The sequence below is a fragment of the Enterobacter sp. 04-C-12-SI-ECC genome, from assembly GCF_047530715.1.
Taxonomy (GTDB): Bacteria; Pseudomonadota; Gammaproteobacteria; order Enterobacterales; family Enterobacteriaceae; genus Enterobacter; species Enterobacter bugandensis.
The window spans coordinates 69414-95042 of the sequence record NZ_JBLKDI010000016.1; the positions used below are offsets into that span (position 1 = coordinate 69414).

Genomic DNA, 25629 nt, shown 5'->3' on the forward strand with positions numbered 1-25629 from the left:
TTCACCCCGCCGTAATCAGATGATGCGGTTGGTCTTGAGATCGCGCAGGAAGCCGCCCCAGCGACGCTCATAGAACGGCGTGATGTGCTCGGTAATAAAATGGCTGATGCCCTTCTCACCGTTTTTCACCTGACAGATATCGATCGGCTCATCGCCCGGCAGCGTGTCGGTGGCCACGCTTCCCGCCGCCTGAATGATGTCGTCGATATCGCCGTCGGCTTCAATCCCAATCAGCAGAACAGGCTTTTCGTCAGCGCTCTCTTTGATAGAGCAGAGGAACGCGCGTCTTACCGGTTTCAGAGTTTTGAACAGCGTGGTCAGCGAATCGATCATCTGCGCAGGCGGCTCGGCCACCTCAGACAGCAGCAGCGTTTCGCCCCCTTCCAGCACCTCCTGGGTGCTAAGCGGGTTACCCTCTTCACCAATCAGGTGGCTGATCTCGCGCGGGGTAAACTCTTTCCCGGTTGGCAGCTTAGCGTTAAGGAACAGCGTCTGGCCCAGCGTCATTTCGAACAGCGTGCGCACCGGCATCACCACGAACGCCTGTTCATCTTCTACCGCTTCCTGCAACGCTTCCAATGAAGTAAAGAACGGGATAACCGACGTGCCGTCATCTTTCTCCCAATGCAGCAGATCCAGCGCGCTGTCTTCGACAACCTGCTCACCTTCCGCCGCGGTGCCCGGCACCCAGACGGTGGATTCCAGCAGCGTGCGGAAAAATGCCGGACGATGGGCTGGCTCGGTCGCCGCCTGTTCCAGCAGGGTTTCTAATTCGTTTTTGGTATCTGACATAGTTTGGCTACTTCAATAAACGCCGGGTGGCGCTTTGCTTACCCGGCCTACAAAACCACAGGCCCGTGCAAGCGCAGCGCCGCCGGGCAAAAAAGATCACTCAGCCGTCAGCAGGTTCGCCACGGTACGCACGCCCAGACCGGTCGCACCCGCGGACCACTGCTCAACTGCCGCCTTACGGTAGGTTGCGGAGCAGTCGATGTGCAGCCAGCCTTCATGATAGTTCTCAACGAAGTGCGACAGGAAGCCTGCTGCGGTACTTGCCCCCGCCGGGTACGCCGCGCTCGCGGTGTTATTCAGCTCGGCAAAGTTAGACGGCAGCTGGCTGCGGTGGAACTCGGCCAGCGGCAGACGCCAGAACGGTTCGTTTTCCGCAGCCGCGCTTGCCAGCAGGCGAGCGGCCAGCTTGTCGTCAAAGCTGAACAGCGCGTGGTAGTCGTTGCCCAGGGCGGTTTTCGCCGCGCCGGTCAGGGTCGCCATGTCGATAATCAGCTCTGGCTTCTGGGCAGAGGCGTCGATCAGGCCATCGGCCAGCACCAGACGGCCTTCGGCATCGGTGTTCATCACTTCGACATTTTTACCGTTGCGGTAGCGAATGATGTCGCCCAGCTTGAAGGCGTTGCCGCTCACCATGTTATCCGCGCAGCACAGGTAGAGCTTCACGCGCTTGTTCAGACCGCGGGTGATGGCGAACGCCAGCGCGCCGGTGATGGTTGCCGCGCCGCCCATGTCGGACTTCATGGAATCCATGAACGCGCTCTGCTTCAGGCTGTAGCCGCCGGTGTCGAAGGTGATACCTTTACCGACCAGGCAGGCAAAGACAGGCGCTTCTTTATCGCCGGTTGGGTTGTAATCCAGCGCCAGCAGGACCGGAGGACGTTCGGAGCCGCGGCCCACGGTGTGGATGCCCATGTAGTTCTGCTCGCGCAGATCTTCACCTTTGGTGATGCGGTAGGACATGTTATCCCCCGCCACGCCGCACAGCAGGTCAACCGCACGCTGCGCCAGTTGCTCAGGGCCTAACTCCTCCGCCGGGGCGTTAATGGTGTCGCGCACCCAGTCGATAATTTGCAGGCGGCTTTCCAGCTCTTTTTGACCGGCTTCGTCGAGGTTCGCCCACTCAATTTTACGGGTGCCTTTCGGGCCTTTGTAGCCCGCCCAGAATGCCCAGCTGCGGTCGGTATCCCAACCTTCGCCTTCCAGCGAGACATGCTTAATGCCCAGGCCGTCAATTTTACGCGCGGCGCGCTGGATCAGACCTAAATCATCTTTGCCCGTCAGGTGCAGGGTGATACCGTCGTTGTTGATGCTGTAGCTGGCTTTCTCGCCCCAGCGCGCGTCGGCGGGCTGCGTAGAGAGCGTAATTTTCATCGCTTCGGTCATTTTATTTATCCTTATTAGCAAACGGGCCGCCTGAAGGCAGCCCGTTAAGTGATTTACTCTGCTTCATCTAACCAGACTAACAGAATCGCCTCCAGAATTTTTTCATTGGATGCGTTTGGATCGTCGTCGAAATCCTCTAAATCGCAGATCCACTGGTGCATGTCGGTGAATCGTACGGTTTTGGGATCGAGATCCGGGTTCGCGTCGTAGAGCGCTTCGCCGATTTCACGGCTGTCTGTCCACTTCAGTCCCATATTAATGCTCGCGTGCGTGGTTGATGGTGTAGCGTGGGAATTCCACGACCAGATCTTCATCGGTCACCGCGGCCTGGCAGCTCAGGCGGCTGTCTGGCTCCAGACCCCATGCTTTATCCAGCATGTCGTCTTCGTCTTCGGTGCTCTCGGCGAGAGAGTCAAAACCTTCACGCACGATGCAGTGGCAGGTGGTGCAGGCACAGGATTTTTCACAGGCGTGTTCCACTTCGATACCTGCACGCAGGGCAACATCGAGAATGGTTTCACCGGTCTTCGCTTCCAGAACAGCGCCATCCGGACAGAGGTCCGCATGAGGCAAAATAACAATCTTTGGCATATTAAACCTCGTCCACGGACTGGCCTTTCAGCGCGACGCGGACAGATTTGTCCATGCGGCGAGCAGCGAAGTCCTGGGTTTGTTTATCAACGTTTTTAATGGCTTCTTCTATTGCGTCAGCGTCATTGCCTTCGGCGACTGCGCGTAAGCGCGCGGCAGCCTCGTCAATCACCTGACGCTCGGCGGCGCTTAACAGCGCGGCATCGGCAGCGAGCGCCCCGTTCAGACTTTCCAGCACACGTGCGGCTTCAACTTTCTGTTCAGCCAGCATACGCGCCTTCACATCCTGCTCGGCGTAGCTCATTGAATCCTGGATCATGGAGGCGATTTCGCCATCGGTCAGGCCGTAGGACGGCTTCACCTGGATGGACGACTCCACGCCGGTCGATTTTTCCATCGCCGTGACGCTCAGCAGGCCGTCCGCATCAACCTGGAAGGTCACGCGAATATGCGCCCCGCCAGCTGGCAGCGCCGGGATGCCGCGCAGCGCAAAGCGCGCCAGAGAGCGGCAGTCCTGCACCAGTTCGCGCTCGCCCTGCATCACGTGGATGGACATCGCGGTCTGGCCGTCCTTGAAGGTGGTGAACTCCTGCGCACGCGCCACCGGAATGGTGGTGTTACGCGGGATCACTTTCTCCACCAGGCCGCCCATGGTTTCTAAACCGAGAGACAGCGGGATGACGTCCAGCAGCAGCATTTCGCTGTCCGGCTTGTTGCCAACCAGAATATCGGCCTGGATAGCGGCGCCGACGGCAACCACTTTGTCCGGGTCGATGGAGGTCAGCGGCGTGCGGCCAAAGAATTCGCCCACGCGCTCGCGCACCAGCGGCACGCGCGTTGAGCCGCCCACCATGACCACCTCCAGCACCTCGTCAGCCTCCACGCCCGCATCTTTCAATGCGCGACGGCAGGCCAGCAGGGTGCGTTTAACCAGAGGCGCAATCAGCTCGCTGAACTGGTCGCGGGTGATTTCACCCTGCCAGCCTGCGACATTAACGCTGACCGACTGCGCATCGCTCAGCGCAATCTTGGCGTCGATGGCCGCATCCAGCAGTTCGCGCTGAACGCGCGCATCGCTGCGGTCGCTGATGCCAGCCTGATCGCGGATGTAGTCCGCCAGCAGATGGTCGAAATCATCGCCGCCGAGCGCGGAATCCCCGCCGGTCGCCAGCACTTCAAACACGCCGCGGCTCAGGCGCAGGATAGAAATATCAAAGGTACCGCCGCCGAGGTCGTAAACCGCAATCACCCCTTCCTGACCGGAGTCGAGGCCGTAGGCAATCGCCGCCGCCGTCGGTTCGTTCAGCAGGCGCAGCACGTGCAGGCCCGCCAGACGCGCGGCGTCTTTGGTGCCCTGACGCTGTGCGTCGTCAAAATAGGCCGGAACGGTGATCACTACGCCGTCCAGATCGCCGCCGAGCGTCGCCGTCGCGCGCGCCGCCAGCGCTTTGAGGATGTCAGCAGACACGCGAATTGGGTTCAGTAAACCGGCCGCCGTGGCAATCATCGGCAGACCGTTTTCACTGGCCTGAAGCTGATACGGCAGGTGCGGGTAGCGGGTCTGGATATCGGCCAGCGAGCGGCCCATCATGCGCTTTACGGAGCTGATGGTGTTGGCCGGATCGCGCGCGGCGTTGGCGCGGGCGTCATAGCCGACCGCGTGACCCTGCTGCTGGTAGTGGACCACGGAAGGCAGCAGATGGCGGCCCTGCTCGTCGGCCAGCGTTTCCGCCTGGCCGCTGCGCACGGTCGCCACGAGGGAATTGGTGGTGCCCAGGTCAATACCGACCGCCAGACGACGCTGGTGCGGTGCGGCGCTTAAGCCAGGCTCACTAATTTGTAATAAGGCCATAATTGCTTCCGAAATTAAAAATCGAGCAGCTTTTCTTCGAGTTGTTCAGCGCTGCTTCGCAGTTTATCGAGAAAACGGAGTTTGCGCACAGTGTCTGCCGCCACGTCCCAGGTCTCGTTGTTCAGTTGCTCCACCATCTGCTGATGGCGGGTATCGAACATGCCCTTCACGCGCGTGATAAAACGTTCCAGACGCGCTTCGTCTTTGGCCTGTTCAATCTCATCCAGCTCTTCGCGCAGCTCCAGCTGTTCCATCAGAAACGCGGTGTCGCGCACAGTGTGCTGTTCGCTCGCCAGATCAAAGCCGTGGAGCGAGAGCAGATATTCTGCACGCGCCAGCGGATGGCGCAGCGTCTGCCAGGCCTGATTGATGGTCGCGGAGTGCGATACCGCAGCCAGTTGCTCTGCCTGCGTCCCGCTGGCGAATTTATCCGGATGATACTGACGCTGCAGATCCTGAAAACGGACCGTCAGTGCCTGAAGATCGATCGGGTATTGAGCGGGTAGTCCGAAGAGAGTGAAGTAATCCATAACAATCTCAGGGGTAGCCTGTTAGAACAAACCCCACGCGCAGCAAAGCCACGGTGGGGTTTCGGATGACGCGCGGTTAAACGTGGAAGCTTTCGCCGCAACCACACTCGTCTTTGACGTTCGGGTTCGTGAATTTGAAACCTTCGTTCAGGCCTTCTTTTACGAAGTCCAGCTGAGTGCCGTTGAGAAATTGCAGGCTTTTGCCATCGACCACCACCTTCACGCCCTTGTCTTCAAACACGGTATCATCAGACGCCGGCTCGTCAACAAACTCCAGTACGTAAGCCATACCAGAACAGCCGGAGGTACGTACGCCCAGTCGCAGGCCAAAGCCTTTACCACGGTTCGCCAGAAAAGAGCTTACTCGCGCGGCAGCGCTGTCGCTAAGGGTAATCGACATACTCAAACCTCAATTATTTTGCTTCACGTTTGCTTTTGTAATCCGCAATGGCGGCTTTGATCGCGTCTTCTGCCAGAATTGAACAGTGAATTTTCACCGGCGGCAGTTCGAGTTCTTCAGCAATATCCGTGTTCTTAATTGCCTGTGCTTCGTCCAGAGACTTGCCCTTCACCCACTCGGTGACCAGGGAGCTGGACGCAATTGCAGAACCGCAGCCGTAGGTCTTGAAGCGCGCGTCTTCAATGATACCTTCATTGTTGACTTTAATCTGCAACTTCATCACGTCGCCACACGCCGGCGCACCAACCATGCCGCTACCGACAGATTCATCGCTGTTGTCAAAAGAGCCAACGTTGCGCGGGTTCTCGTAATGATCGATAACTTTTTCGCTGTATGCCATGATTGAATTCTCCTTATATACCGATTAGTGATGTGACCATTCAATGCTGTTCAGATCCACGCCCTGCTTGAACATTTCCCACAGTGGAGAAAGGTCGCGCAGACGGCCAATGGAGTTACGAACCAGCTTGATGGTGTAGTCAATCTCTTCTTCGGTAGTGAAACGACCTAAAGAGAAACGGATAGAGCTGTGTGCCAGCTCGTCAGTCATACCCAGCGCGCGCAGCACGTAGGATGGCTCCAGGCTTGCAGACGTACAGGCAGAACCGGAAGAAACGGCCAGGTCTTTCAGCGCCATGATCAGCGATTCGCCTTCAACATAGTTGAAGCTGACGTTGAGGATATTCGGCGCGCCCTGCTCGAGATCGCCGTTCAGATACACTTCTTCCATATCTTTCACGCCGTCCCACAGACGGTTACGCAGCGTGCGCAGGCGCGCCATCTCGGTTTCCATCTCTTCTTTCGCAATGCGGTACGCTTCGCCCATGCCCACGATCTGGTGAACAGGCAGCGTACCGGAACGCATGCCGCGCTCGTGACCGCCGCCGTGCATCTGTGCTTCGATGCGGATACGTGGCTTACGACGAACGTACAGTGCGCCGATCCCTTTCGGGCCATAGATTTTGTGGCCGGAGAAGGACATCAGATCTACTTTCAACTGGCTCAGGTCGATAGGCAGTTTGCCCACGCTCTGGGTCGCGTCCACGTGGTAGATGATACCACGCGCGCGGCACATTTCGCCGATGGTGGCGATGTCCTGAACGACGCCGATTTCGTTGTTAACGTGCATGATGGAGACCAGGATGGTGTCGTCACGCATCGCCGCTTCGAGCTCTTTCAGGTCAATAATACCGTTGCTCTGCGGAGCCAGATAGGTCACTTCGAACCCTTCACGCTCCAGCTGGCGGCAGGTGTCCAGCACGGCTTTGTGTTCGGTTTTGCTGGTGATGATGTGCTTGCCTTTTTTCTGATAAAAGTTGGCTGCACCTTTGATCGCCAGGTTGTCGGATTCGGTCGCACCGGAGGTGAAAACAATCTCACGCGGGTCGGCACCCACCAGGTCAGCAATCTGATTACGGGCGATATCCACCGCCTCTTCAGCATGCCAGCCAAAACGGTGTGAACGGGAAGCTGGGTTACCAAAGTTTCCGTCCAGGGTCAGACACTGCATCATTTTCTCGGCAACACGCGGGTCCACCGGCGTGGTTGCGGAGTAGTCGAGATAAATCGGTAATTTCATTGCTCTATAAACTCCGTACATCGCTTCAATGCAAGGAATCAGGCAACCGGCTGGATGTACGACCGAGTACGCGGGGTGTGACCACCCCGGCCTGATTCTGAAATACTTATCGTTTTATTACGCGCGTAATTTGACGTCGATAGCGTCCTGCGCGCGGGTGCTGCGTTGTGAATCATGGCTGTGCTGACGACCTGATACGTCCAGAACTTCCTGGTTATTGACCAGTTCACCGAGGGTGATGTTGTTCAGGAAGCCGGTCAGACGGTCGCTCAGATCGCGCCACAGCGCGTGGGTCAGGCACTTATCGCCGCCCTGGCAGCCGCCTTTACCCTGGCAACGGGTTGCGTCAACGGATTCATCCACCGCGCTAATCACTTCACCAACCGCAATACTGCCCGCGTCTTTACCCAGCAGATAACCGCCGCCCGGGCCACGAACGCTGGACACCAGTCCATTTTTACGCAGTCTGGAGAACAGCTGTTCCAGGTAAGAGAGGGAGATCCCTTGTCGTTCAGAAATATCAGCCAACGGAACCGGGCCCGCTTCGGAGTTGAGCGCAACGTCCAGCATCGCGGTCACGGCATAACGCCCTTTAGATGTCAGTCTCATGTCTTACTTAACCTCAAACTCGCCCCTGCCCGGGGTTTTTTATTGTAAAATGGGGGTATTGCATAGCAGGGCCAAGTCTGACATTCCTGACTAAAATGGTCAACTATTTACTTGACTGTTTTAGTCAGGTATTTAACCTTTTGTGCCTTCATAATATAGGTGCGGCCTGATGCCCTCACCCCAACCCTCTCCCACGGGGAGAGGGGGAAATCGGCACTACTCTTTATTCTTCTGCTCAATCGACGCCAGAATTCCGCGCAGGATGTTCAGCTCCTGGCTTTCCGGACGCGCGCGGGTAAACATGCGGCGCAGCTTATTCATCACCTGGCCAGGGTGGCCTTCACGGATGAAGCCGGTAGCGAGCAGCGTCTGCTCCAGGTGACCGTAGAAACGCTCAAGGTCGTCCACCAGCGGGTAGGCCGTCTCTTCTTTCGGTTCTGCCTGCTTCTCCTGCGTCGCCAGCCATGCCATGCGCACTTCGTAGGCGATTACCTGCACCGCCATTGCCAGGTTCAGCGAGCTGTATTCTGGGTTGGCGGCAATCGCTACGTGGTAGTGGCACTTCTGCAGTTCGTCGTTGGTCAGGCCAACGCGCTCGCGGCCAAACACCAGCGCAACCGGTGCCTGCTCTGCTTCTGAGACGCTTTTCAGGCCGCATTCACGCGGATCCAGCATCGGCCACGGCAGCGTGCGTGAGCGCGCGCTGGTGCCGACAACGAGGCTGCAGCCGGCCAGCGCTTCGTCGAGGGTATCAACGATCTGCGCATTACCGATCACGTCGCTGGCCCCGGCCGCCAGGGCAATAGCCTGAGAGTCTGGTTTCACCAGCGGATTAACCAGCCACAGGTTCGTTAAGCCCATGGTTTTCATAGCGCGGGCAACGGAGCCCATGTTGCCGGTGTGCGATGTTTCGACCAGCACGATTCGAATGTTTTGCAGCATAATTTTTAGATGTCTGGATTCAGTGTCTGAAGAATATTCGGGCATATTATCATAAACGGGAGACATAATCCGATCCCGCTGCTATACTCTGCGCCGATTTTCCTGTTCTTTAACATCCAGTGAGAGAGACCGATGCATCCGATGCTGACCATCGCCGTGCGCGCAGCGCGCAAGGCGGGTAATGTAATTGCCAAACACTACGAAACGCCAGACTCCGTAGAAACCAGCCAGAAAGGCAGCAATGATTTCGTGACTAACGTCGATAAAGCCGCAGAAGCGATTATTATCGAAACGATCCGCAAATCTTACCCGCAGCACACCATCATCACCGAAGAAAGCGGTGAACATGAAGGTACCGATCAGGATGTTCAATGGGTTATCGATCCGCTGGATGGCACCACCAACTTCGTTAAACGCCTGCCACACTTCTCTGTGTCAATCGCAGTTCGCATTAAAGGCCGTACTGAAGTCGCCGTTGTTTACGATCCAATGCGTAACGAACTGTTCACCGCGACCCGCGGTCAGGGCGCACAGCTGAACGGCTACCGTCTGCGCTGCAGCAACGCACGCGACCTGGACGGCACCATCCTGGCGACCGGCTTCCCGTTCAAGGCGAAGCAGCACGCAACCACCTATATGAATATCCTGGGCAAGCTGTTCACCGAATGCGCGGACTTCCGTCGCACCGGCTCTGCTGCGCTGGATCTGGCCTACGTGGCAACCGGCCGCGTTGACGGTTACTTCGAACTGTCACTGAAGCCGTGGGACTTCGCTGCGGGCGAGCTGATCGCACGTGAAGCAGGCGCGATTGTTTGCGACTTCACCGGCGGCCACAACTACATGACCACCGGCAACATCGTTGCGGGTAACCCACGCGTTGTTAAAGCCATGCTGGCCAACATGCGTGACGAGCTGAGCGATGCGCTGAAGCGTTAATCTCCTCATCTCAGCCCTCTCCCCATAGGGGAGAGGGTGTTAAACGGCGCCGCGCTCATCCACATCGTTACCGCCGCCACCAGCAGAATCACTCCCCCCGCCAGCGCGAGCGTTGTCCATCCTACCTGTCGCCACAGTACTGGCGTTTTATTGCCACTGAGTTTTACCGCAAGCTGACGGAAGCTGTGAACCAGCAACGCCAAAGACGAAATGGTGAGAGAGGTTCCTGCCGCCATTGCCAGCGCCGAGAGCATGCCCCAGCCGAACACGCCAATCACTTTACTGAACAGCAGCACCATGATTGCCCCCGAGCACGGGCGCATCCCCATAGAGAGAACTATCATCAGCCGCGCGCGCCAGTCGTCACCGCTCTGTAATTGTTCCTGCGTCGGCAGATGCTGATGCCCGCAGCCGCAGTGTTCATCATGAACGTGGTGCGGCGTAAAGGTTTTGAATTTGGGCTTTTGCAGCAGCGCGCGCAGCTTTTTCAGCGCCCGCCAGCAGAGGATCAGCCCCAGCACACCGACCAGCGCATAGCTGCTCTTCTCCAGCCAGAAGCTGCTCAGGTGCAGCTGGCGCGCGGGAAGCTGTAATAGCGAAAGCACAACCACCACCAGCGCAATCGCCACGCCCCCCTGAAGCAGCGAAGAGGCCAGCGTCAGGCCAATGCTTGATTTCAGCTTCGACGGATGGGTGGCAAGCCAGGTGGTGATGACGATTTTGCCGTGCCCCGGCCCCAGCGCGTGCAGCACGCCATAGATAAAGCTGAACGCCAGCAGGGAACCGCCCGCTTTGGTCGGGTTCTCCGCCACCGCCTTCAGCAGTCCGCTCATCTGCTGGTTGACCTCACGCTGCCAGATGATGCTTTTCATCATCACCTGCGGCCAGGCCTGCCACAGCCAGAGCGAACCGCAAACGGCGAGCAGTAGAAAAAGCGCCAGCGGCCAGAGGTGCAGCCAGCGGCGCGGCTTTCGTACCGGAGAGGAGATCACTGACATTGTAACGTTACCTTCTGCGCAAACTGTTTACCCAGTTCCATGTCCTCCGGTGGGGCATCCTCTTTATCAAGAGAGACAGCAAAATTCAGCGTCTCTTCGCTGGGCTTCGGGGTGTAAACCGTAATGTTGCAGGTTTTTTGCAACGACGCAGGAAGCTGCACGTCGCTGTCCTCGGCGTAGCTCATATCGACGTAGTACGTTGGGTCAAAGGTGGAAAACGTATAGGTTTGTCCTGCCAGCGACTGCGGGTGCGCCAGTGGGAGCACGAACGTCAGCACCGCCTGATGTCCGTCGCGGGACATGCCGTATTCTGTCGGGCGATTGAGGAACTTCACCTTTTGTCCGTTATGCCAAAACTCGGTGAAGTAGTGCTGCCCGAGCACGTTGGCCATCACTTCTGCCGCCAGCTTTTTCCAGATTTCGTCGCCGGGCTTCGCGTTACCCGCATCATAAAGCAGATCCGCCGAGGTGATTTCATCCATCGTCCAGCGCATTTTCAGGCCGCTCAGCTGCGTGCCGTCGGTGACCAGCTCGGTTTTCAGGCTGATAAAACTGTGAGGATGTGCGCTGGCGGTAAAGGTGATAACCGCCAAAAATAACGCCATCGCATTTTGTTTAACTGTCTGCATCAATTCCTCACGTCAAAAATTCTGTGATGTTCCCCAGCAATCCTGAGTGAAAGGCCTGCCGGCGCGCTTTTCAGCGCCCATCCTTTAGCTATTCTTATCAAACATTCACACTGGATACCCGACAGATGATGACGACGCTTGAAATTCCATCTGTGCTTTCCAGTTCGCAGCGCCGCTGCCAGGTGCTTTTGATGCTTTACCTGCCCGATGCTGCCGTCACCGCACAGAGCATAATCGCTGCCAACGGCGTGGACGAGGTCATGGCACGGCAAGATATAGCCGAGACGCGCGATGAAATCCAGCGCTATCACCGGCTGGATATCGTCACGCACCATGACGGTAGCTACCGAATTGAAGGCACTGCCCTGAATCAGCGTTTATGTCTGCTGCACTGGCTGCGCAGGGCGCTCCGCCTTTGTCCGCAGTTTGTCTCGCACCAGTTTACCCCAGCCTTAAAAACCGCGCTTAAACAGCACGGCATCGCGCGGCCGCTCTACGACGATGCTAACCTGCGGGCGCTGATCGGCTTCTGCTCACGCAAGCTGCAGCGTCAGTTTGAATGCCGGGACGTCCAGTTCTTACAGCTCTACTTGCAATACTGCCTCATCCAGCACCACTTAGGGAATACGCCGCAGTTTTCCCATGCGCAGCGCAGCTGGACCCAGTCGCGGGGAGAGTATTTTACGGCGCAGGAGATTGTTCGTCACTGGAAGCGGCGCGTGCCGCAGGGCGCGCACGTGGACGAGCAGCTGTTTCTGGCGCTGCTGTTTATGATGCTCCGCACGCCCGATCCGGTGCTTGATAAACACCAGCAGGATCAGCGCCTGCGCCGCGCCATTGTGCGCATGGTGGCCCGTTTCCGCTCGCAAACCGGGATGAACTTCAGCGATGAGCAGGGGCTGACCGATCAGTTGTATATCCATCTGGCTCAGGCGCTGGACCGCTCGCTGTTTGAGATCGGCATCGACAATAGCCTGCCCGAGGAAATTCACCGTCTCTATCCCCGGCTGTTACGCACCACCAAAGAGGCACTCTTTGAGCTGGAAGCCGAATTTGGGCTGCGGTTCTCCGATGAAGAGATGGCGCTGGTAGCGGTTATTTTCGGCGCCTGGCTGATGCAGGAGACCGATCTGCATGAAAAACAGGTAGTGCTGCTGACCGGGGAGGATAAATCCTGTGAGGAGGTGATTGAACAGCAGCTGCGCGAATTAACCCTGCTGCCGCTCAACATTCGCTATCTGACGCTGCAGGCGTTCCAGAAAGAGGGGGCACCGCGCGAAGCCGCGCTGGTTATCACCCCCTATCCTACCGTGCTGCCGCTGTTCTCGCCGCCGCTGATCCACGCGGTTGAATCACTTAACACGCAGCAGCAGGAACATATTCGCGCCATGCTGGAATCGTAGCTACGCCCGTGCGGCCACTTTCGGTCGAACAAACATCGCCGGGAGCGCCACCAGCGCCATGACCCAGAACACGCCGTGTCCCAGATGCTGATACAGAAAGCCCGCAAAGACCGTCATCACCGCAATGCTGCCGCCCATCGCCACCGCAGAGTAGACCGCCTGCAGACGGATCACGTCCCCGCCCTCGCGCGCCGCGATATAGCGCATCGCCGCCAGGTGGCACACGGTGAAGGTGCCGCAGTGAAGGATCTGCGCCATGATCAGCCACGGCAGTTCGGTCGTCCAGCCCATAATCCCCCAGCGCGCCACGCCGCAGACCGCGGAAAGCAGCAGCAGATCGCGCGCGCCGAAGCGGCGGAACAGCTTTTTGCTCAGGGCGAAAATAATGACTTCTGCCACCACCCCCAGCGACCACAGGTAACCGACAGCAGAGGCCGAGTAGCCCGCCCCCTGCCAGTAGATGGCGCTGAAGCCATAGTACGCCGCATGCGCCCCCTGAAGCAGACAGACGCACGCCAGAAAACGCCAGCTCTGGGCCACCAGGCTCCGCCAGGCGGGCCAGCCGGCGCTCTCCTGATGGCGACTCTCCCCTTGCGGCATCACCGACGGGCGCAGCAGCATGCCCAGCAGCATCGAGGCAATACCGATACTCAGCAGCGCCAGAATCGCGCGGTAGTCGTAAAGGCTGACCAGTTTCCCCACCAGCGCAGAGCCGATCACGAAGGCAATCGATCCCCAGAGGCGCACGCGACCATAGTCCATGGTGATCTGCTTTTGCCAGGTGTTCGCCAGCGCATCCGTCAGGGGTACCAGCGGGGAGAAGAACAGATTAAAGCCAACCATCACCACCATCAGCCAGGCAAACTGGTGGCTGACCCAGAAGCAGGCCGCGAAGACCAGCGTCAGCAGGGCCAGAATGCGCACCGCTTTAATCAGTAAGGAGGGATCGCTGACGCGGGGGGCAATCAGCAAGCTTCCGAGGAAACGCGCCACCAGCCCCGCGCCCAGCAGAATGCCGATGGTTTCTGGCGTCAAACCAATTCCCTTGAGCCAGACGCTCCAGAAAGGCAGAAAAATACCGTAGCTAAAGAAGTAGGTGAAGTAGCTGAGCGCCAGCCAGCGCGTGGAATGCAAGACCATGAATCCCTCCCGAAATGGAGGCGATAGTCTGGCGTTTATCCTGCACTTTAGCAAGTCGTTAGCGCGCTATAAATTAACGATAAATTAACGTCCTGGACAGCCGGTCGGCGTATGGCGTGAGCGGCAAAATTGTATTACGTTTAAAAGACATCGCCTGAAGAGGTCGTTTGCCATGAACAGCTTACGTTATTTCGATTTCGGCTCCTCACGCTCCTTCCTGCTATTGATTGCCCGTATTGCCATCGTTGTCCTGTTTATTATTTTTGGCTATCCCAAGCTGACGGGGTTTAGCGGCACCGTTCAGTATATGACGTCGCTCGGCGCCCCCATGCCGATGCTGGCGGCCATTATCGCCGTAGTAATGGAGGTTCCCGCCGCTATCCTGATCGTGCTCGGCTTTTTCACCCGCCCCCTCGCGGTGCTCTTTGTCTTCTATACGCTGGGCACGGCGATTATCGGTCACCACTACTGGGATATGACCGGAGATGCGGTTGTGCCGAATATGATTAATTTCTACAAGAACGTCAGTATTGCTGGCGCGTTTATTTTGCTGGCGATTGTGGGACCGGGGGCCATTTCCCTGGACCGGCGTTAAGCCATAAAAAAAGGCCGCAAGCGCGGCCTTTTTTATTTCTGCAAAGCAGAGGAATTATGCGTATACCGGGAAGCGTGCGCAGATATCCAGAACTTTACCTTTGACGCGCTCGATAACCGCTTCGTCATTGATGTTGTCCAGAACGTCACACATCCAGCCAGCCAGCTCTTTCACTTCCGCTTCTTTAAAGCCGCGACGCGTCACGGCCGGAGAACCGATACGGATACCGGAGGTCACGAACGGGCTCTTCGGATCGTTTGGCACGCTGTTTTTGTTCACGGTGATGTTGGCGCGGCCCAGGGCAGCGTCAGCTTCTTTACCGGTCAGGTTCTTATCAACCAGGTCCAGCAGGAACAGGTGGTTTTCAGTCCCGCCGGATACCACTTTGTAGCCACGGTTCAGGAACACTTCCACCATCGCTTTGGCGTTCTTAGCAACCTGCTGCTGATACACCTTGAACTCTGGCTCCATCGCTTCTTTCAGCGCGACCGCTTTTGCGGCGATAACGTGCATCAGCGGGCCGCCCTGCGCGCTTGGGAACACGGCAGAGTTCAGTTTTTTGTACAGCTCTTCGTCACCGCCTTTCGCCAGGATCAGGCCACCGCGTGGACCCGCCAGGGTTTTGTGAGTAGTGGTGGTCACAACGTGAGCGTGAGGAACCGGGTTCGGGTAAACGCCTGCGGCGATAAGGCCCGCAACGTGCGCCATGTCAACGAACAGGTACGCGCCGATGCTGTCTGCGATTTCACGCATTTTTGCCCAGTCAACGATACCGGAGTAAGCAGAGAAGCCACCGATGATCATCTTCGGCTTGTGCTCTTTAGCCTGCTTCGCCATGTCTTCGTAGTCAATTTTACCGGACTCATCAATACCGTAAGGAATGATGTTGTACAGTTTGCCGGAGAAGTTAACCGGGGAGCCGTGAGTCAGGTGGCCGCCCTGCGCCAGGTTCATACCCAGAACGGTATCGCCCGGCTGCAGCAGCGCGGTGTAAACAGCGAAGTTAGCCTGAGAGCCGGAGTGCGGCTGGACGTTCGCGTAGTCAGCGCCGAAGAGTGCTTTCGCACGGTCGATAGCCAGCTGCTCAACGATATCAACGTATTCGCAACCGCCATAGTAGCGCTTGCCCGGGTAACCTTCAGCGTATTTGTTGGTCAGCTGAGAGCCCTGCGCCTGCATTACGCGCGGGCTGGTGTAGTTTTCGGAGGCGATCAGTTCGATGTGCTCTTCCTGACGTACTTTTTCCTGCTCCATAGCCTGCCACAGTTCGGCATCATAATCGGCAATGTTCATTTCACGCTTTAACATCCGCATCTCCTGACTCAGCTAACAAGTAAATTTTGGCCTGAAAAGGCAGTCCTGTTGGACGACGGGCAACAGTATAACTGAATAGTTCTGTGATAACAGGTCTTGACAAACGATTTTACGCAAACGTTTTCCTTCACGCCACGCAAGGGTTTGAGGAATAAAGATCTCACTATTTCCAGCGGATTTCTTTTCAGGTTTGTGATGCGTATTTTTCATCTTGCAAAGAACCATTTACAAAGCATGGGTATTTTTTATAAGATGCATTTAAAATACATCATTAAGTAATACCAGAAGGAAGCTGCCATGCTTGACGCTCAAACCATCGCTACCGTTAAATCCACCATTCCCCTGCTGGTGGAAACCGGCCCTAAACTTACCGCCCATTTCTACGATCGCATGTTCACGCACAATCCGGAGCTCAAAGAGATTTTCAATATGAGCAACCAGCGTAACGGCGATCAGCGTGAAGCGCTTTTCAACGCCATCGCGGCCTACGCCAGTAATATCGAAAACCTGGCGGCGTTGCTGCCTGCGGTGGAAAAAATCGCGCAGAAGCACACCAGCTTCCAGATCCAACCCGAGCAGTACAACATCGTCGGCACTCACCTGCTGGCAACGCTGGACGAAATGTTCAGCCCGGGCCAGGAGGTGCTGGACGCCTGGGGTAAAGCCTACGGCGTGCTGGCAAACGTGTTTATCAACCGTGAAGCGCAGATCTACAGCGAAAACGCCAGCAAGAACGGCGGCTGGGAAGGAACGCGCGCCTTCCGTATCGTCGAGAAAACGCCGCGCAGCGCGCTTATCACCAGTTTTGAATTTGAGCCGGTTGACGGCCAGCCGGTGGCCGATTACCAGCCGGGCCAGTATCTGGGCGTATGGCTGAAGCCTGAAGGCTTCCCGCACCAGGAGATCCGCCAGTACTCTCTGACCCGCAAACCAAACGGCAAAGGCTACCGCATTGCGGTGAAGCGCGAGGACGGCGGTCAGGTATCCAACTGGCTGCATAACGAAGCGAGCGTGGGCGACGTGGTCCATCTGGCCGCGCCGGCGGGCGACTTCTTTATGGCCATTGAAACCAATACCCCGGTCACGCTGATCTCCGCGGGCGTGGGCCAAACGCCAATGCTGGCGATGCTGGATACGCTGGCGAAAGCAAACCACAGCGCGCAGATTAACTGGTTCCACGCAGCGGAGAACGGCGACGTGCACGCCTTTGCGGATGAAGTGAAAGCGCTGGGAGCGACCCTGCCGCGTTTCACCGCGCATACCTGGTATCGCCTGCCGACGGAGGCAGACCGCACTGCCGCACGCTTTGACAGCGAAGGACTGATGAATTTAAGCCAGATGGAAGGGACGTTTAGCGCGCCGGAAATGCAGTTCTACGTCTGTGGACCCGTGGCGTTTATGCAGTATGCCGCGAAGCAGCTGGTTGAGCTGGGCGTGAATAAAGACAACATTCATTACGAATGTTTCGGGCCGCATAAGGTGCTGTAACGCAAAAAGCCCCTCGTTCGAGGGGCTTTTTTTGCGCCGGGTGGCGAATGGTTAAATCGCGGCGTCGTCTTCTTCGCCGGTACGGATACGGATCACGCGCGCCACGTCAAAGACGAAGATTTTACCGTCGCCAATTTTGCCCGTCTGCGCCGTGCGGATAATGGTATCCACGCAGGTATCGACGATATCGTCGCTGACCACGATTTCAATTTTCACTTTCGGCAGAAAGTCGACCATGTACTCTGCGCCACGATAGAGCTCGGTGTGGCCCTTCTGACGACCAAAACCTTTCACTTCCGTCACGGTCATTCCGGTGATGCCTACTTCCGCCAGCGCTTCACGTACATCATCCAGTTTGAAAGGTTTAATAATCGCATCAATCTTTTTCATGGTGGGTCCTTAAACTCTTGCCTGTAAGCTGCCTCGTAATCGATTGCTCACAGTACCATACGGCATTACTCTTTAAAATCGTTTGCTTCCAGCTCGTGGCGTGAGAGCAGCTTATAGAACTCGGTGCGGTTGCGTCCGGCCATCCGCGCCGCGTGGGTCACGTTGCCTTTGGTTATCTGCAGCAGCTTGCGCAGATAGTTCAGCTCGAACTGGTTACGCGCTTCCGCAAACGTCGGCAAGGCCGTGTTCTCTCCTTCCAGCGCCTGTTCCACCAGCGCGTCGCTGATAACGGGCGAGGACGTTAGCGCCACGCACTGCTCAATCACGTTCACCAGCTGGCGCACGTTACCCGGCCAGCTGGCGGCCATCAGCCGTTTCATCGCATCAGTCGAAAAGGCGCGCACGAACGGTTTATGCCGATCGGCCGCCTGGCGCAGGAGGTGATTCGCCAGCAGCGGAATATCTTCCGCACGCTCCGCCAGCGCCGGGATCTTCAGGTTCACCACGTTCAGACGGTAGTAGAGATCTTCACGGAACTCGTTGCGGGCCATCACTTTGGGCAAGTCGCGGTGGGTAGCGGAAATGATTCGCACGTTAATATCAATATCGCGGTTGCTGCCCAACGGGCGCACTTTGCGCTCCTGAAGTACGCGCAACAGTTTGACCTGCAGCGGCGCAGGCATGTCGCCAATCTCGTCGAGGAACAGCGTGCCGCCTTCCGCGGCCTGGAACAGCCCTTCCCGGCTGCTTACCGCGCCGGTAAATGCGCCGCGGGCATGGCCAAAAAGTTCAGACTCAAGAAGCTGCTCTGGGAGGGCACCGCAGTTAATGGCGATAAAAGCATTTTTACTGCGCGGGCTGGCGTTGTGGATCGCCTGCGCCAGGATCTCTTTCCCGGTTCCGCTCTGGCCGTTAATCAACACGCTGACGTCTGACTGTGCGACCATTCGCGCCTGCTCAAGCAGACGCAGCATTATCGGGCTGCGGGTGACGATAGATTCACGCCATGCGTCGTCTCCGGAGGGCGCGGCGTGCTCCAGCGCGCTGTCGATAGCTTTGTAGAGCGCGTCTTTATCTACCGGCTTGGTGAGGAAGCTGAACACGCCCTGCTGGGTTGCGGCGACGGCATCCGGGATTGACCCGTGCGCCGTCAGGATAATGACCGGCATGCCAGGCTGCTGCTTCTGGATTTCGGCGAACAGCTGCATGCCATCCATTTCGTCCATCCGCAGGTCGCTGATCACCAGGTCAATCTTTTCGCGGCTGAGGACTTTAAGCCCCTCCTGCCCGCTTTCCGCGGTCACCACGGTGTAGCCTTCACTCACCAGACGCATCCCCAGCAGCTTTAACAGGCCTGGATCGTCATCCACCAGTAAAAGATGGGCTGGTTTACGGCTCGTCATGCTTCACATCCTCTTGTTTCGGCATATCGCTGTCCGGTGCAGCAGATGAACTACCGGGCTGATATTTACGCGACGAGAGCTGTCTTTCGATATCGGTCAGGTTTTCCAGCTTTCGCGTCGTGGTATCCAGCTGAGTACGTAAATGCTGTTGCTGTTGGCGCAGCGTATCCAGCTCGCTGTCGGTTGACTGCTGTAGCTTGCTGTAGCGGGAGCGCTCTTCAGACAGCTGCAGCTGTAACGTCTGCCCATCCCGCCAGAGCTGGTATACCGGGCGCACCTGTGCGGGAAGATTGATCACAAACGTGTCCAGACGGGTCACGTTGGCCCGACGTTCAACGGGGGTAATTTTCGCATCGGCCAGTAAAATCCCACGCTTGAAAGCGTCCTGCCAGGTGTCTTCATCCAGCATCGCCGCCTTCATGCGGGCGTCTACCGGCGCAAGCCGCTGGGCGCAATCTATTCCGCGCAGCCAGAACAGCGGGTTATTTTCGACATCATGCCCTGACAGATTCCAGATATCCTCACAGCGGGTAGAGAGGAAATCCGCCAGCTGGTTATCGGGCCATTTGTCTTCCTGTTTACCGCTTATCGCACTTTGCGGCGCATGGGAAACGCACCCCGCCAGAACTAAACAGGGCAGACTCAGGCGACCCGCTTTGCTGGAAAACACCGCGCGTATGGCGCGGAAAAAGACGTGTGACATACTCACCAGATATAGATTCATTTTATTAATTTTTCCGGCTCAGGGGCAGTTCAATACGGAAGCAAACATCTGAACGTTCGTCCGTGGCAATGTTTAGCTCACCCTGCATGCGTCGTATGCAGTCCCGGGCAATGCTTAATCCCAGACCGCTTCCTTTTACCGCGCCTTTCCGCTGATGACTCCCCTGGAAAAAGGGTTCGAAGATCATGGTTTTTTCGTCATCGGGGATCGGGGTGCCGGTGTTTGCGACGTCAATAAACACCCGGGAGCCCTTCGTATAACTTCGGATATAAATGTTACCGGATTCAGTACCATAGTGCACCGCATTGGAGTAAAGATTATCCAGAACGCTCATTAATAGCATGGGTTCAGCCAGGCAGGTCGGCGCATTCAGCTCCACCCCGGTATGCATCATTTTAGCTCTTGCCGGCAAGCTATGGGCGGAGATCACCATATCCACCAGTGGCTCAATCTCCACCTCTTCAAGTACCACCGTCCCGTCAGCCAGCTTGCGGTTGTAATCCAGAAGCTGCTCGATCAGCTTTTGCAAATTGCGGCTGCTGGCGTCCAGAATTTCGACAATCTCTTTCTGCTCCGGCGTAAGCGGCCCTGCCACCTCGTCCGCCAGCAGTTCCGTTCCTTCACGCATGCTGGCCAGCGGGGTTTTCAGCTCATGGGAAATATGGCGCAGGAACTGATGACGCTGGGATTCCAGCCATGCCAGGCGCTCGGATAGCCAGATAATGCGCTGACCGACGGATCGCAGCTCGCGCGGGCCTTTAAAGGCAACCGTATCCCCGAGCGATTTCCCCTCCCCCAGGCGGTTGATCATACGCTGAATACCCTTCACCGGGCCGATGATCATGCGGGTAAAGAGCAGCACCAGCCCGAGGCTCACCAGGAACAGCACCAGCGCCTGCCAGCCAAAGAACTGGCCGCGCTCGGCAATCTCCTGCTGCAGCTGCTGGCCGCGAGAGAAAATGACCGTGCGCGTTGACTGCACCATTTCGGTATTGGCGGCGGCGAATGCCTCAAGGCGCGCGGCGGCAGCCGCATCCGGGCCGCTGTTCTGGCACTGCAGCTGCGCGAGATCGTTCAGATCCTGACGTAACGCCTGATACAGCCTGTCGTCCGGCAGCACGCCCGCGTGGGCATCCAGCATTTCGCTGTAGCGCTTGCGCTGGCTCTGGTACACCTTCTCCAGCGTCCGATCGTCGAGCACGCAGTACTGACGATAGCTACGCTCCATCTCCAGCGCGGCGTTGGTCATCGCTTCACTGCGTCTGGCATCGATAAGCGTGGTGCGGTTCGTCAGCGCCGCCTGGGCACTCAGCGCGTTGAGGCTCTGCCATGCCTGCCAGGCAAGGATCAGCAGCGGCAGCAGGATCAGCAGAAAGGCCATCATCACGAGCTGTCGCAGGGAGCGGGGAAAAACGGGCCAGCGTTTCAACGCATTACTCTCTTCATGGGGGTTTACGGAGAGCGTAACTGAGTCTGCCCTTCAGATACAACAAAGCCGGGTAAAAACCCGGCTTTGTTATGGAATAAGGCGGTGCCTAACTCGACGTTTCGCCCTGGCCTGATAAAGCATCGCTATGATCAGTAGTTGGACGGCAGGCACCTTTTTGTGCGTCATTCGAAGTTTATGTAGCACGTCCCGAAGGGGCTGACATAAGAAGGTGAATGAGCCACTGGTTAATATTATGCAACACCCATGCCAGAATGCAAAACAAAATATTAACACATTGAAATATATATCTTTTATTGGTTTAATCTATTTGTTGTGCGCTGAATGATTTCCAGGCTAAGTGTCGCTATTAAGCAACACCTTAACGGGAACCTGTCCTGCCATATATAAATCAATGCGTTAAGTGTCTCCATTTGGAGACATCCCTATACCATCTTTGTCGCAATTTTGCGACACGCATAAAAAAACCCGGTGGAGCTACGCTCACCGGGCCTACAAAGTACCTGCTTTACGTCTTAACCCAGCTGTTTACGCGCGTTGCGGAAGATACGCATCCACGGGCTATCCTCGCCCCAGTTTTCCGGGTGCCAGGAGTTGCTCACGGTACGGAACACGCGTTCAGGGTGCGGCATCATGATGGTCGCGCGACCGCTTTCGCTGGTCACCGCCGTAATACCGTTGACGGAGCCGTTCGGGTTCGCCGGATAGGTTTCCGTGACCTTGCCGAAGTTATCGACAAAGCGCAGCGCCACCAGGCCTTTGCTCTCGAGCTGCGCCAGATGGGCCGCATCGCGCACTTCTACCTGACCTTCGCCGTGGGAAACGGCGATTGGCATCTGAGAGCCAACCATCCCCTGCAGCAGCAGAGATGGGCTCTGAGTCACTTCTACCAGACTGAAGCGCGCTTCGAAGCGGTCGGACTGGTTGCGCACAAAGCGTGGCCAGGCTTCGCTGCCCGGGATCAGCTCGCGCAGGTTAGACATCATCTGGCAGCCGTTGCACACGCCCAGCGCCAGGGTTTGCGGACGATGGAAGAAGGTCTCGAACTCGTCGCGCACGCGGCTGTTAAACAGAATGGACTTTGCCCAACCTTCGCCCGCGCCCAGCACGTCGCCGTAGGAGAAACCGCCGCACGCCACCAGCGCGTGGAAATCTTCCAGGCCGGTACGCCCGGCCAGCAGGTCGCTCATGTGGACGTCGATAGCGTCAAAGCCCGCGCGGTGGAAGGCCGCAGCCATCTCAACGTGGGAGTTAACGCCCTGCTCGCGCAGCACGGCCACTTTAGGACGCGCGCCGGTCGCAATGTACGGCGCAGCGATGTCTTCGTTGATATCGAAGGAAAGCTTCACGTTCAGGCCAGGATCCTGGTCATTCGCTTTCGCGTTATGCTCCTGATCGGCGCATTCCGGGTTATCGCGCAGACGCTGCATCTGCCAGGTGGTTTCTGCCCACCACATGCGCAGCGTGGTGCGGCTTTCGCTGAACACGGCGTGACCGTCGGCCTCAATGACGAAACGGTCGCCCTGAACGGCTTTCCCCAGATAATGGACGCAGTCTGCCAGACCGTGCTTCGCCAGAATCGCTTCCACCGCCTCGCGGTCTGCGGCGCGAACCTGAATCACTGCACCCAGCTCTTCGTTAAACAGCGCCGCCAGGCGGTCTTCGCCAAGCGTTGCAATGTTCGCTTCCACGCCGCAGTGGCCGGTGAAGGCCATCTCTGCCAGGGTCACCAGCAGGCCGCCGTCGGAACGGTCGTGGTAGGCCAGCAGCTTGCGCTGTGCCACCAGCGCCTGAATTGCGTCGTAGAAGCCTTTTAGCTGCGCCACATCGCGCACGTCGGCTGGCTTGTCGCCAAGTTGACGGTAAACCTGCGCCAGTGCGGTGGCGCCCAGCGCGTTGTGGCCTTTACCCAGGTCAATCAACAGCAGGGCGTTATCTTCGGTCGCCAGCTGCGGCGTAACGGTATGGCGCACGTCTTCCACGCGGGCAAACGCGGTGATCACCAGCGACAACGGAGACGTCATCTCGCGCTGCTCGTTACCCTCCTGCCAGCGGGTTTTCATCGACATGGAGTCTTTACCCACCGGAATGGTCAGGCCGAGGGCTGGGCACAGTTCCTCACCCACCGCTTTCACGGCTTCATACAGGCCAGCGTCTTCACCAGGGTGACCGGCTGCCGCCATCCAGTTCGCGGAAAGTTTGATACGTTTGATGTCGCCAATCTGCGTCGCCGCGATGTTGGTCAGCGCTTCACCAACCGCCAGTCGTGCAGAGGCGGCGAAGTCCAGCAGCGCCACCGGGGTGCGTTCGCCCAGCGCCATCGCTTCACCGTAGTAGCTGTCGAGGCTCGCGGTGGTCACGGCGCAGTTCGCCACCGGGATCTGCCACGGGCCAACCATCTGATCGCGCGACACCATACCGGTCACGGTGCGGTCGCCGATGGTCACCAGGAAGGTTTTCTCTGCCACAGCAGGCAGGTGCAGCACGCGGTTGACCGCTTCCGCCACGGTAATGCCCTGGCGATCCAGCGCTTTGCCCGCCGCTTTACGGGTTGTTACGTCGCGGGTCATCTTCGGCGTTTTACCGAGCAGCACGTCCAGCGGCAGATCGATAGGCTGGTTGTCGAAATGGGTGTCGCTCAGAGTCAGGTGCTGCTCTTCGGTCGCTTCACCGATGACGGCATACGGCGCGCGCTCGCGGCGGCACAGCTCGTCAAACAGCGGCAGCTGGTCGGCCGCAACCGCCAGCACATAGCGCTCCTGGGATTCGTTACACCAGATTTCCAGCGGGCTCATGCCCGGCTCATCGCTCAGGATATCGCGCAGGTTGAAACGACCACCGCGACCGCCGTCGCTCACCAGCTCCGGCATAGCGTTGGACAGACCGCCCGCGCCCACGTCGTGGATGAACAGAATCGGGTTAGCATCGCCCAGCTGCCAGCAGCGGTCGATCACTTCCTGGCAGCGACGCTCCATCTCAGGGTTGTCACGCTGCACGGAGGCGAAATCGAGATCCGCATCAGACTGGCCGGAGGCCATAGAGGAGGCCGCGCCGCCGCCCAGACCGATGTTCATCGCCGGGCCGCCCAGCACGATCAGCTTCGCGCCGACGACGATCTCGCCTTTCTGCACGTGATCGGCACGGATGTTGCCGATCCCGCCTGCCAGCATGATCGGTTTGTGGTAGCCGCGCAGCTCTTCGCCGTTGTGGCTGTCCACCTTCTCTTCGTAGGTACGGAAGTAACCGTTCAGCGCCGGACGGCCAAATTCGTTGTTAAACGCCGCGCCGCCCAGCGGACCTTCGGTCATGATATCCAGCGCGGTCACGATGCGCTCTGGCTTGCCGAAATCTTCTTCCCACGGCTGTTCAAAGCCTGGGATGCGCAGGTTGGAGACGGAGAAACCGACCAGACCCGCTTTTGGTTTCGCCCCACGACCGGTCGCCCCTTCGTCACGGATTTCGCCGCCGGAGCCGGTCGCCGCACCCGGCCACGGAGAAATGGCCGTCGGGTGGTTGTGGGTTTCCACTTTCATCAGAATATGCGCAGGCTCCTGATGGAAGTCATAGCGCCCTGCTTCGCGATCGGCGAAGAAGCGGCCCACCTCGGAACCTTCCATCACCGCGGCGTTGTCTTTATAGGCAGACAGCACGTGGTCAGGGGTTTGTTCCATGGTGTTTTTGATCATTTTGAACAGCGACTTCGGCTGCTGTTCGCCGTCGATAATCCAGTCGGCGTTGAAAATCTTATGGCGGCAGTGCTCAGAGTTGGCCTGCGCGAACATGTAGAGTTCGATGTCGTTCGGGTTGCGGTTGAGCTTAACGAACGCGTCCTGCAGGTAGTCAATTTCGTCTTCTGCCAGCGCCAGGCCGAGACGCAGGTTGGCGTCAATCAGCGCCTGGCGGCCCTGCCCCAGCAGGTCCACGCTCTGTACCGGTGCAGGCTGATGATGGGAGAAAAGCTTCCGTGCGTCATCAAGAGAGGCAAACACGCTCTCCATCATGCGGTCGTGCAATTCAGCCGCAACCGCCTGCCACTGCGCGTCGCTCAGGGTAGAGGCTTCCACGTAGTACGCCACGCCGCGTTCCAGACGGTTAATCTGGCTCAGACCGCAGTTGTGGGCGATGTCGGTGGCTTTGGAAGACCAGGGGGAGATGGTGCCCGGACGCGGCGTCGCAAGGATCAGTTTGCCGGTTGGCGTATGGCTGCTCAGATTTGGGCCATACTTGAGCAGGCGTTCCAGCTGTACGCGCTCCTCTGCATTCAGGGGGGCATTCAGGTCAGCAAAATGGACATACTCAGCGTAAATATTGCTTACCGGAAGGTCGGCCGCCTGAAAACGTGCCAGCAGTTTGGTAATACGGAAGGCAGACAGTGCAGGCGAACCACGCAGAATTTCCATCATAAGTCTCTCGTCTTCGAAGCG

General features: G+C 57.8%; 24 protein-coding genes. 4 read left to right on the forward strand and 20 right to left on the reverse strand.

The genetic code is table 11. The features are described from left to right. Positions 1-15: 15 nt before the first annotated feature. The 11 genes from sseB to trmJ all read right to left on the reverse strand — a co-directional run bounded on the left by sseB (position 16) and on the right by trmJ (position 8738). The gene (sseB, locus tag ACMWL8_RS18430; RefSeq protein ID WP_045260181.1) at positions 16-792 is read right to left on the reverse strand and encodes an enhanced serine sensitivity protein SseB; all 777 of its coding nucleotides are present in this window, start codon (positions 790-792) and stop codon (positions 16-18) included. 96 nt (positions 793-888) lie between these two features. Further along, positions 889-2175: an aminopeptidase PepB gene (gene pepB, locus ACMWL8_RS18435; RefSeq protein WP_045260180.1), complete on the reverse strand. Its 1287-nt coding sequence runs from the start codon at positions 2173-2175 to the stop codon at positions 889-891. Between the two features lie 53 nt (positions 2176-2228). Further along, on the reverse strand, positions 2229-2429 hold the full coding sequence (iscX, locus tag ACMWL8_RS18440) for a Fe-S cluster assembly protein IscX (RefSeq protein ID WP_003860650.1): 201 nt from the start codon (positions 2427-2429) through the stop codon (positions 2229-2231). Between the two features lies 1 nt (position 2430). Further along, complete coding sequence (fdx, locus tag ACMWL8_RS18445) at positions 2431-2766, reverse strand: ISC system 2Fe-2S type ferredoxin (RefSeq protein ID WP_003860652.1); 336 nt, start codon at positions 2764-2766, stop codon at positions 2431-2433. A gap of 1 nt (position 2767) precedes the next feature. Next, a complete protein-coding gene (hscA, locus tag ACMWL8_RS18450) occupies positions 2768-4618 on the reverse strand; it encodes a Fe-S protein assembly chaperone HscA (RefSeq protein WP_045260179.1) in 1851 nt (616 codons plus the stop codon). A 14-nt stretch (positions 4619-4632) separates the two neighbouring features. Further along, positions 4633-5148, reverse strand: coding sequence for a co-chaperone HscB (gene hscB, locus ACMWL8_RS18455; protein WP_045260178.1), 516 nt, complete (start codon positions 5146-5148; stop codon positions 4633-4635). A gap of 76 nt (positions 5149-5224) precedes the next feature. After that, the gene (iscA, locus tag ACMWL8_RS18460; RefSeq protein WP_003860659.1) at positions 5225-5548 is read right to left on the reverse strand and encodes an iron-sulfur cluster assembly protein IscA; all 324 of its coding nucleotides are present in this window, start codon (positions 5546-5548) and stop codon (positions 5225-5227) included. A gap of 13 nt (positions 5549-5561) precedes the next feature. Beyond that, positions 5562-5948 (reverse strand): Fe-S cluster assembly scaffold IscU, encoded by a 387-nt coding sequence (gene iscU / locus ACMWL8_RS18465; RefSeq protein WP_003860661.1) that lies wholly within the window; start codon positions 5946-5948, stop codon positions 5562-5564. Between the two features lie 24 nt (positions 5949-5972). Further along, complete coding sequence (iscS, locus tag ACMWL8_RS18470) at positions 5973-7187, reverse strand: cysteine desulfurase (protein WP_003860663.1); 1215 nt, start codon at positions 7185-7187, stop codon at positions 5973-5975. A 117-nt stretch (positions 7188-7304) separates the two neighbouring features. Then, positions 7305-7796: a Fe-S cluster assembly transcriptional regulator IscR gene (gene iscR, locus ACMWL8_RS18475; RefSeq protein ID WP_008502158.1), complete on the reverse strand. Its 492-nt coding sequence runs from the start codon at positions 7794-7796 to the stop codon at positions 7305-7307. Between the two features lie 216 nt (positions 7797-8012). Continuing rightward, positions 8013-8738 carry a tRNA (cytosine(32)/uridine(32)-2'-O)-methyltransferase TrmJ gene (gene trmJ, locus ACMWL8_RS18480; protein WP_028014076.1) on the reverse strand — a complete coding sequence of 242 codons (726 nt, stop codon included), beginning with the start codon at positions 8736-8738 and terminating at the stop codon, positions 8013-8015. Between the two features lie 132 nt (positions 8739-8870). Here trmJ and suhB point away from each other — a divergent pair, with 132 nt between their 5' ends. Then, the gene (gene suhB, locus ACMWL8_RS18485) at positions 8871-9674 is read left to right on the forward strand and encodes an inositol-1-monophosphatase (protein ID WP_028014077.1); all 804 of its coding nucleotides are present in this window, start codon (positions 8871-8873) and stop codon (positions 9672-9674) included. 5 nt (positions 9675-9679) lie between these two features. Here suhB and ACMWL8_RS18490 read toward each other — a convergent pair whose 3' ends face one another. Beyond that, complete coding sequence (locus ACMWL8_RS18490; protein WP_045260177.1) at positions 9680-10672, reverse strand: nickel/cobalt transporter; 993 nt, start codon at positions 10670-10672, stop codon at positions 9680-9682. Then, positions 10663-11301, reverse strand: coding sequence for a DUF1007 family protein (locus ACMWL8_RS18495; protein ID WP_045260176.1), 639 nt, complete (start codon positions 11299-11301; stop codon positions 10663-10665). The genes ACMWL8_RS18490 and ACMWL8_RS18495 overlap by 10 nt, the downstream gene beginning before the upstream one ends. A 125-nt stretch (positions 11302-11426) precedes the next feature. Here ACMWL8_RS18495 and csiE point away from each other — a divergent pair, with 125 nt between their 5' ends. Next, positions 11427-12704, forward strand: coding sequence for a stationary phase inducible protein CsiE (csiE, locus tag ACMWL8_RS18500; RefSeq protein WP_045260175.1), 1278 nt, complete (start codon positions 11427-11429; stop codon positions 12702-12704). Here csiE and ACMWL8_RS18505 read toward each other — a convergent pair whose 3' ends face one another. After that, positions 12705-13844 carry a 3-phenylpropionate MFS transporter gene (locus ACMWL8_RS18505; protein ID WP_028014081.1) on the reverse strand — a complete coding sequence of 380 codons (1140 nt, stop codon included), beginning with the start codon at positions 13842-13844 and terminating at the stop codon, positions 12705-12707. 172 nt (positions 13845-14016) lie between these two features. Here ACMWL8_RS18505 and ACMWL8_RS18510 point away from each other — a divergent pair, with 172 nt between their 5' ends. Beyond that, positions 14017-14439, forward strand: coding sequence for a DoxX family protein (locus ACMWL8_RS18510; RefSeq protein ID WP_028014082.1), 423 nt, complete (start codon positions 14017-14019; stop codon positions 14437-14439). A gap of 54 nt (positions 14440-14493) precedes the next feature. Here the strand turns inward: ACMWL8_RS18510 and glyA are convergent, their stop codons facing one another. Next, entirely contained in the window at positions 14494-15747 is a 1254-nt protein-coding gene (gene glyA, locus ACMWL8_RS18515) for a serine hydroxymethyltransferase (RefSeq protein WP_025757663.1), read from the reverse strand. Positions 15748-16050: 303 nt separating this feature from the next. Here glyA and hmpA point away from each other — a divergent pair, with 303 nt between their 5' ends. Beyond that, on the forward strand, positions 16051-17241 hold the full coding sequence (gene hmpA / locus ACMWL8_RS18520; RefSeq protein ID WP_045260174.1) for an NO-inducible flavohemoprotein: 1191 nt from the start codon (positions 16051-16053) through the stop codon (positions 17239-17241). 51 nt (positions 17242-17292) lie between these two features. Here hmpA and glnB read toward each other — a convergent pair whose 3' ends face one another. The 5 genes from glnB to purL all read right to left on the reverse strand — a co-directional run bounded on the left by glnB (position 17293) and on the right by purL (position 25608). Next, positions 17293-17631 (reverse strand): nitrogen regulatory protein P-II, encoded by a 339-nt coding sequence (gene glnB, locus ACMWL8_RS18525; RefSeq protein ID WP_003860685.1) that lies wholly within the window; start codon positions 17629-17631, stop codon positions 17293-17295. Between the two features lie 65 nt (positions 17632-17696). Beyond that, a complete protein-coding gene (gene glrR, locus ACMWL8_RS18530) occupies positions 17697-19034 on the reverse strand; it encodes a two-component system response regulator GlrR (RefSeq protein ID WP_028014084.1) in 1338 nt (445 codons plus the stop codon). Continuing rightward, the gene (qseG, locus tag ACMWL8_RS18535; RefSeq protein WP_028014085.1) at positions 19021-19758 is read right to left on the reverse strand and encodes a two-component system QseEF-associated lipoprotein QseG; all 738 of its coding nucleotides are present in this window, start codon (positions 19756-19758) and stop codon (positions 19021-19023) included. The genes glrR and qseG overlap by 14 nt, the downstream gene beginning before the upstream one ends. 4 nt (positions 19759-19762) lie before the next feature. Next, a complete protein-coding gene (gene qseE / locus ACMWL8_RS18540) occupies positions 19763-21187 on the reverse strand; it encodes a two component system sensor histidine kinase QseE/GlrK (protein ID WP_041908685.1) in 1425 nt (474 codons plus the stop codon). Positions 21188-21720: 533 nt separating this feature from the next. Beyond that, a complete protein-coding gene (gene purL / locus ACMWL8_RS18545; RefSeq protein WP_241276719.1) occupies positions 21721-25608 on the reverse strand; it encodes a phosphoribosylformylglycinamidine synthase in 3888 nt (1295 codons plus the stop codon). Positions 25609-25629: the final 21 nt, after the last annotated feature.

What these genes read in the sequence shown, in the direction of transcription:
- purL (WP_241276719.1), bottom strand. Translation starts at nt 25,608, where the DNA reads ATGATGGAAATTCTGCGTGGTTCGCCTGCACTGTCTGCCTTCCGTATT.
- csiE (WP_045260175.1), top strand. Translation starts at nt 11,427, where the DNA reads ATGATGACGACGCTTGAAATTCCATCTGTGCTTTCCAGTTCGCAGCGC.
- qseG (WP_028014085.1), bottom strand. Translation starts at nt 19,758, where the DNA reads ATGAATCTATATCTGGTGAGTATGTCACACGTCTTTTTCCGCGCCATA.
- sseB (WP_045260181.1), bottom strand. Translation starts at nt 792, where the DNA reads ATGTCAGATACCAAAAACGAATTAGAAACCCTGCTGGAACAGGCGGCG.
- iscR (WP_008502158.1), bottom strand. Translation starts at nt 7,796, where the DNA reads ATGAGACTGACATCTAAAGGGCGTTATGCCGTGACCGCGATGCTGGAC.
- pepB (WP_045260180.1), bottom strand. Translation starts at nt 2,175, where the DNA reads ATGACCGAAGCGATGAAAATTACGCTCTCTACGCAGCCCGCCGACGCG.
- hscA (WP_045260179.1), bottom strand. Translation starts at nt 4,618, where the DNA reads ATGGCCTTATTACAAATTAGTGAGCCTGGCTTAAGCGCCGCACCGCAC.
- iscU (WP_003860661.1), bottom strand. Translation starts at nt 5,948, where the DNA reads ATGGCATACAGCGAAAAAGTTATCGATCATTACGAGAACCCGCGCAAC.
- ACMWL8_RS18490 (WP_045260177.1), bottom strand. Translation starts at nt 10,672, where the DNA reads ATGTCAGTGATCTCCTCTCCGGTACGAAAGCCGCGCCGCTGGCTGCAC.
- hscB (WP_045260178.1), bottom strand. Translation starts at nt 5,148, where the DNA reads ATGGATTACTTCACTCTCTTCGGACTACCCGCTCAATACCCGATCGAT.
- glnB (WP_003860685.1), bottom strand. Translation starts at nt 17,631, where the DNA reads ATGAAAAAGATTGATGCGATTATTAAACCTTTCAAACTGGATGATGTA.
- fdx (WP_003860652.1), bottom strand. Translation starts at nt 2,766, where the DNA reads ATGCCAAAGATTGTTATTTTGCCTCATGCGGACCTCTGTCCGGATGGC.
- iscX (WP_003860650.1), bottom strand. Translation starts at nt 2,429, where the DNA reads ATGGGACTGAAGTGGACAGACAGCCGTGAAATCGGCGAAGCGCTCTAC.
- iscS (WP_003860663.1), bottom strand. Translation starts at nt 7,187, where the DNA reads ATGAAATTACCGATTTATCTCGACTACTCCGCAACCACGCCGGTGGAC.
- trmJ (WP_028014076.1), bottom strand. Translation starts at nt 8,738, where the DNA reads ATGCTGCAAAACATTCGAATCGTGCTGGTCGAAACATCGCACACCGGC.
- glrR (WP_028014084.1), bottom strand. Translation starts at nt 19,034, where the DNA reads ATGACGAGCCGTAAACCAGCCCATCTTTTACTGGTGGATGACGATCCA.
- suhB (WP_028014077.1), top strand. Translation starts at nt 8,871, where the DNA reads ATGCATCCGATGCTGACCATCGCCGTGCGCGCAGCGCGCAAGGCGGGT.
- glyA (WP_025757663.1), bottom strand. Translation starts at nt 15,747, where the DNA reads ATGTTAAAGCGTGAAATGAACATTGCCGATTATGATGCCGAACTGTGG.
- hmpA (WP_045260174.1), top strand. Translation starts at nt 16,051, where the DNA reads ATGCTTGACGCTCAAACCATCGCTACCGTTAAATCCACCATTCCCCTG.
- ACMWL8_RS18505 (WP_028014081.1), bottom strand. Translation starts at nt 13,844, where the DNA reads ATGGTCTTGCATTCCACGCGCTGGCTGGCGCTCAGCTACTTCACCTAC.
- iscA (WP_003860659.1), bottom strand. Translation starts at nt 5,548, where the DNA reads ATGTCGATTACCCTTAGCGACAGCGCTGCCGCGCGAGTAAGCTCTTTT.
- ACMWL8_RS18510 (WP_028014082.1), top strand. Translation starts at nt 14,017, where the DNA reads ATGAACAGCTTACGTTATTTCGATTTCGGCTCCTCACGCTCCTTCCTG.
- ACMWL8_RS18495 (WP_045260176.1), bottom strand. Translation starts at nt 11,301, where the DNA reads ATGCAGACAGTTAAACAAAATGCGATGGCGTTATTTTTGGCGGTTATC.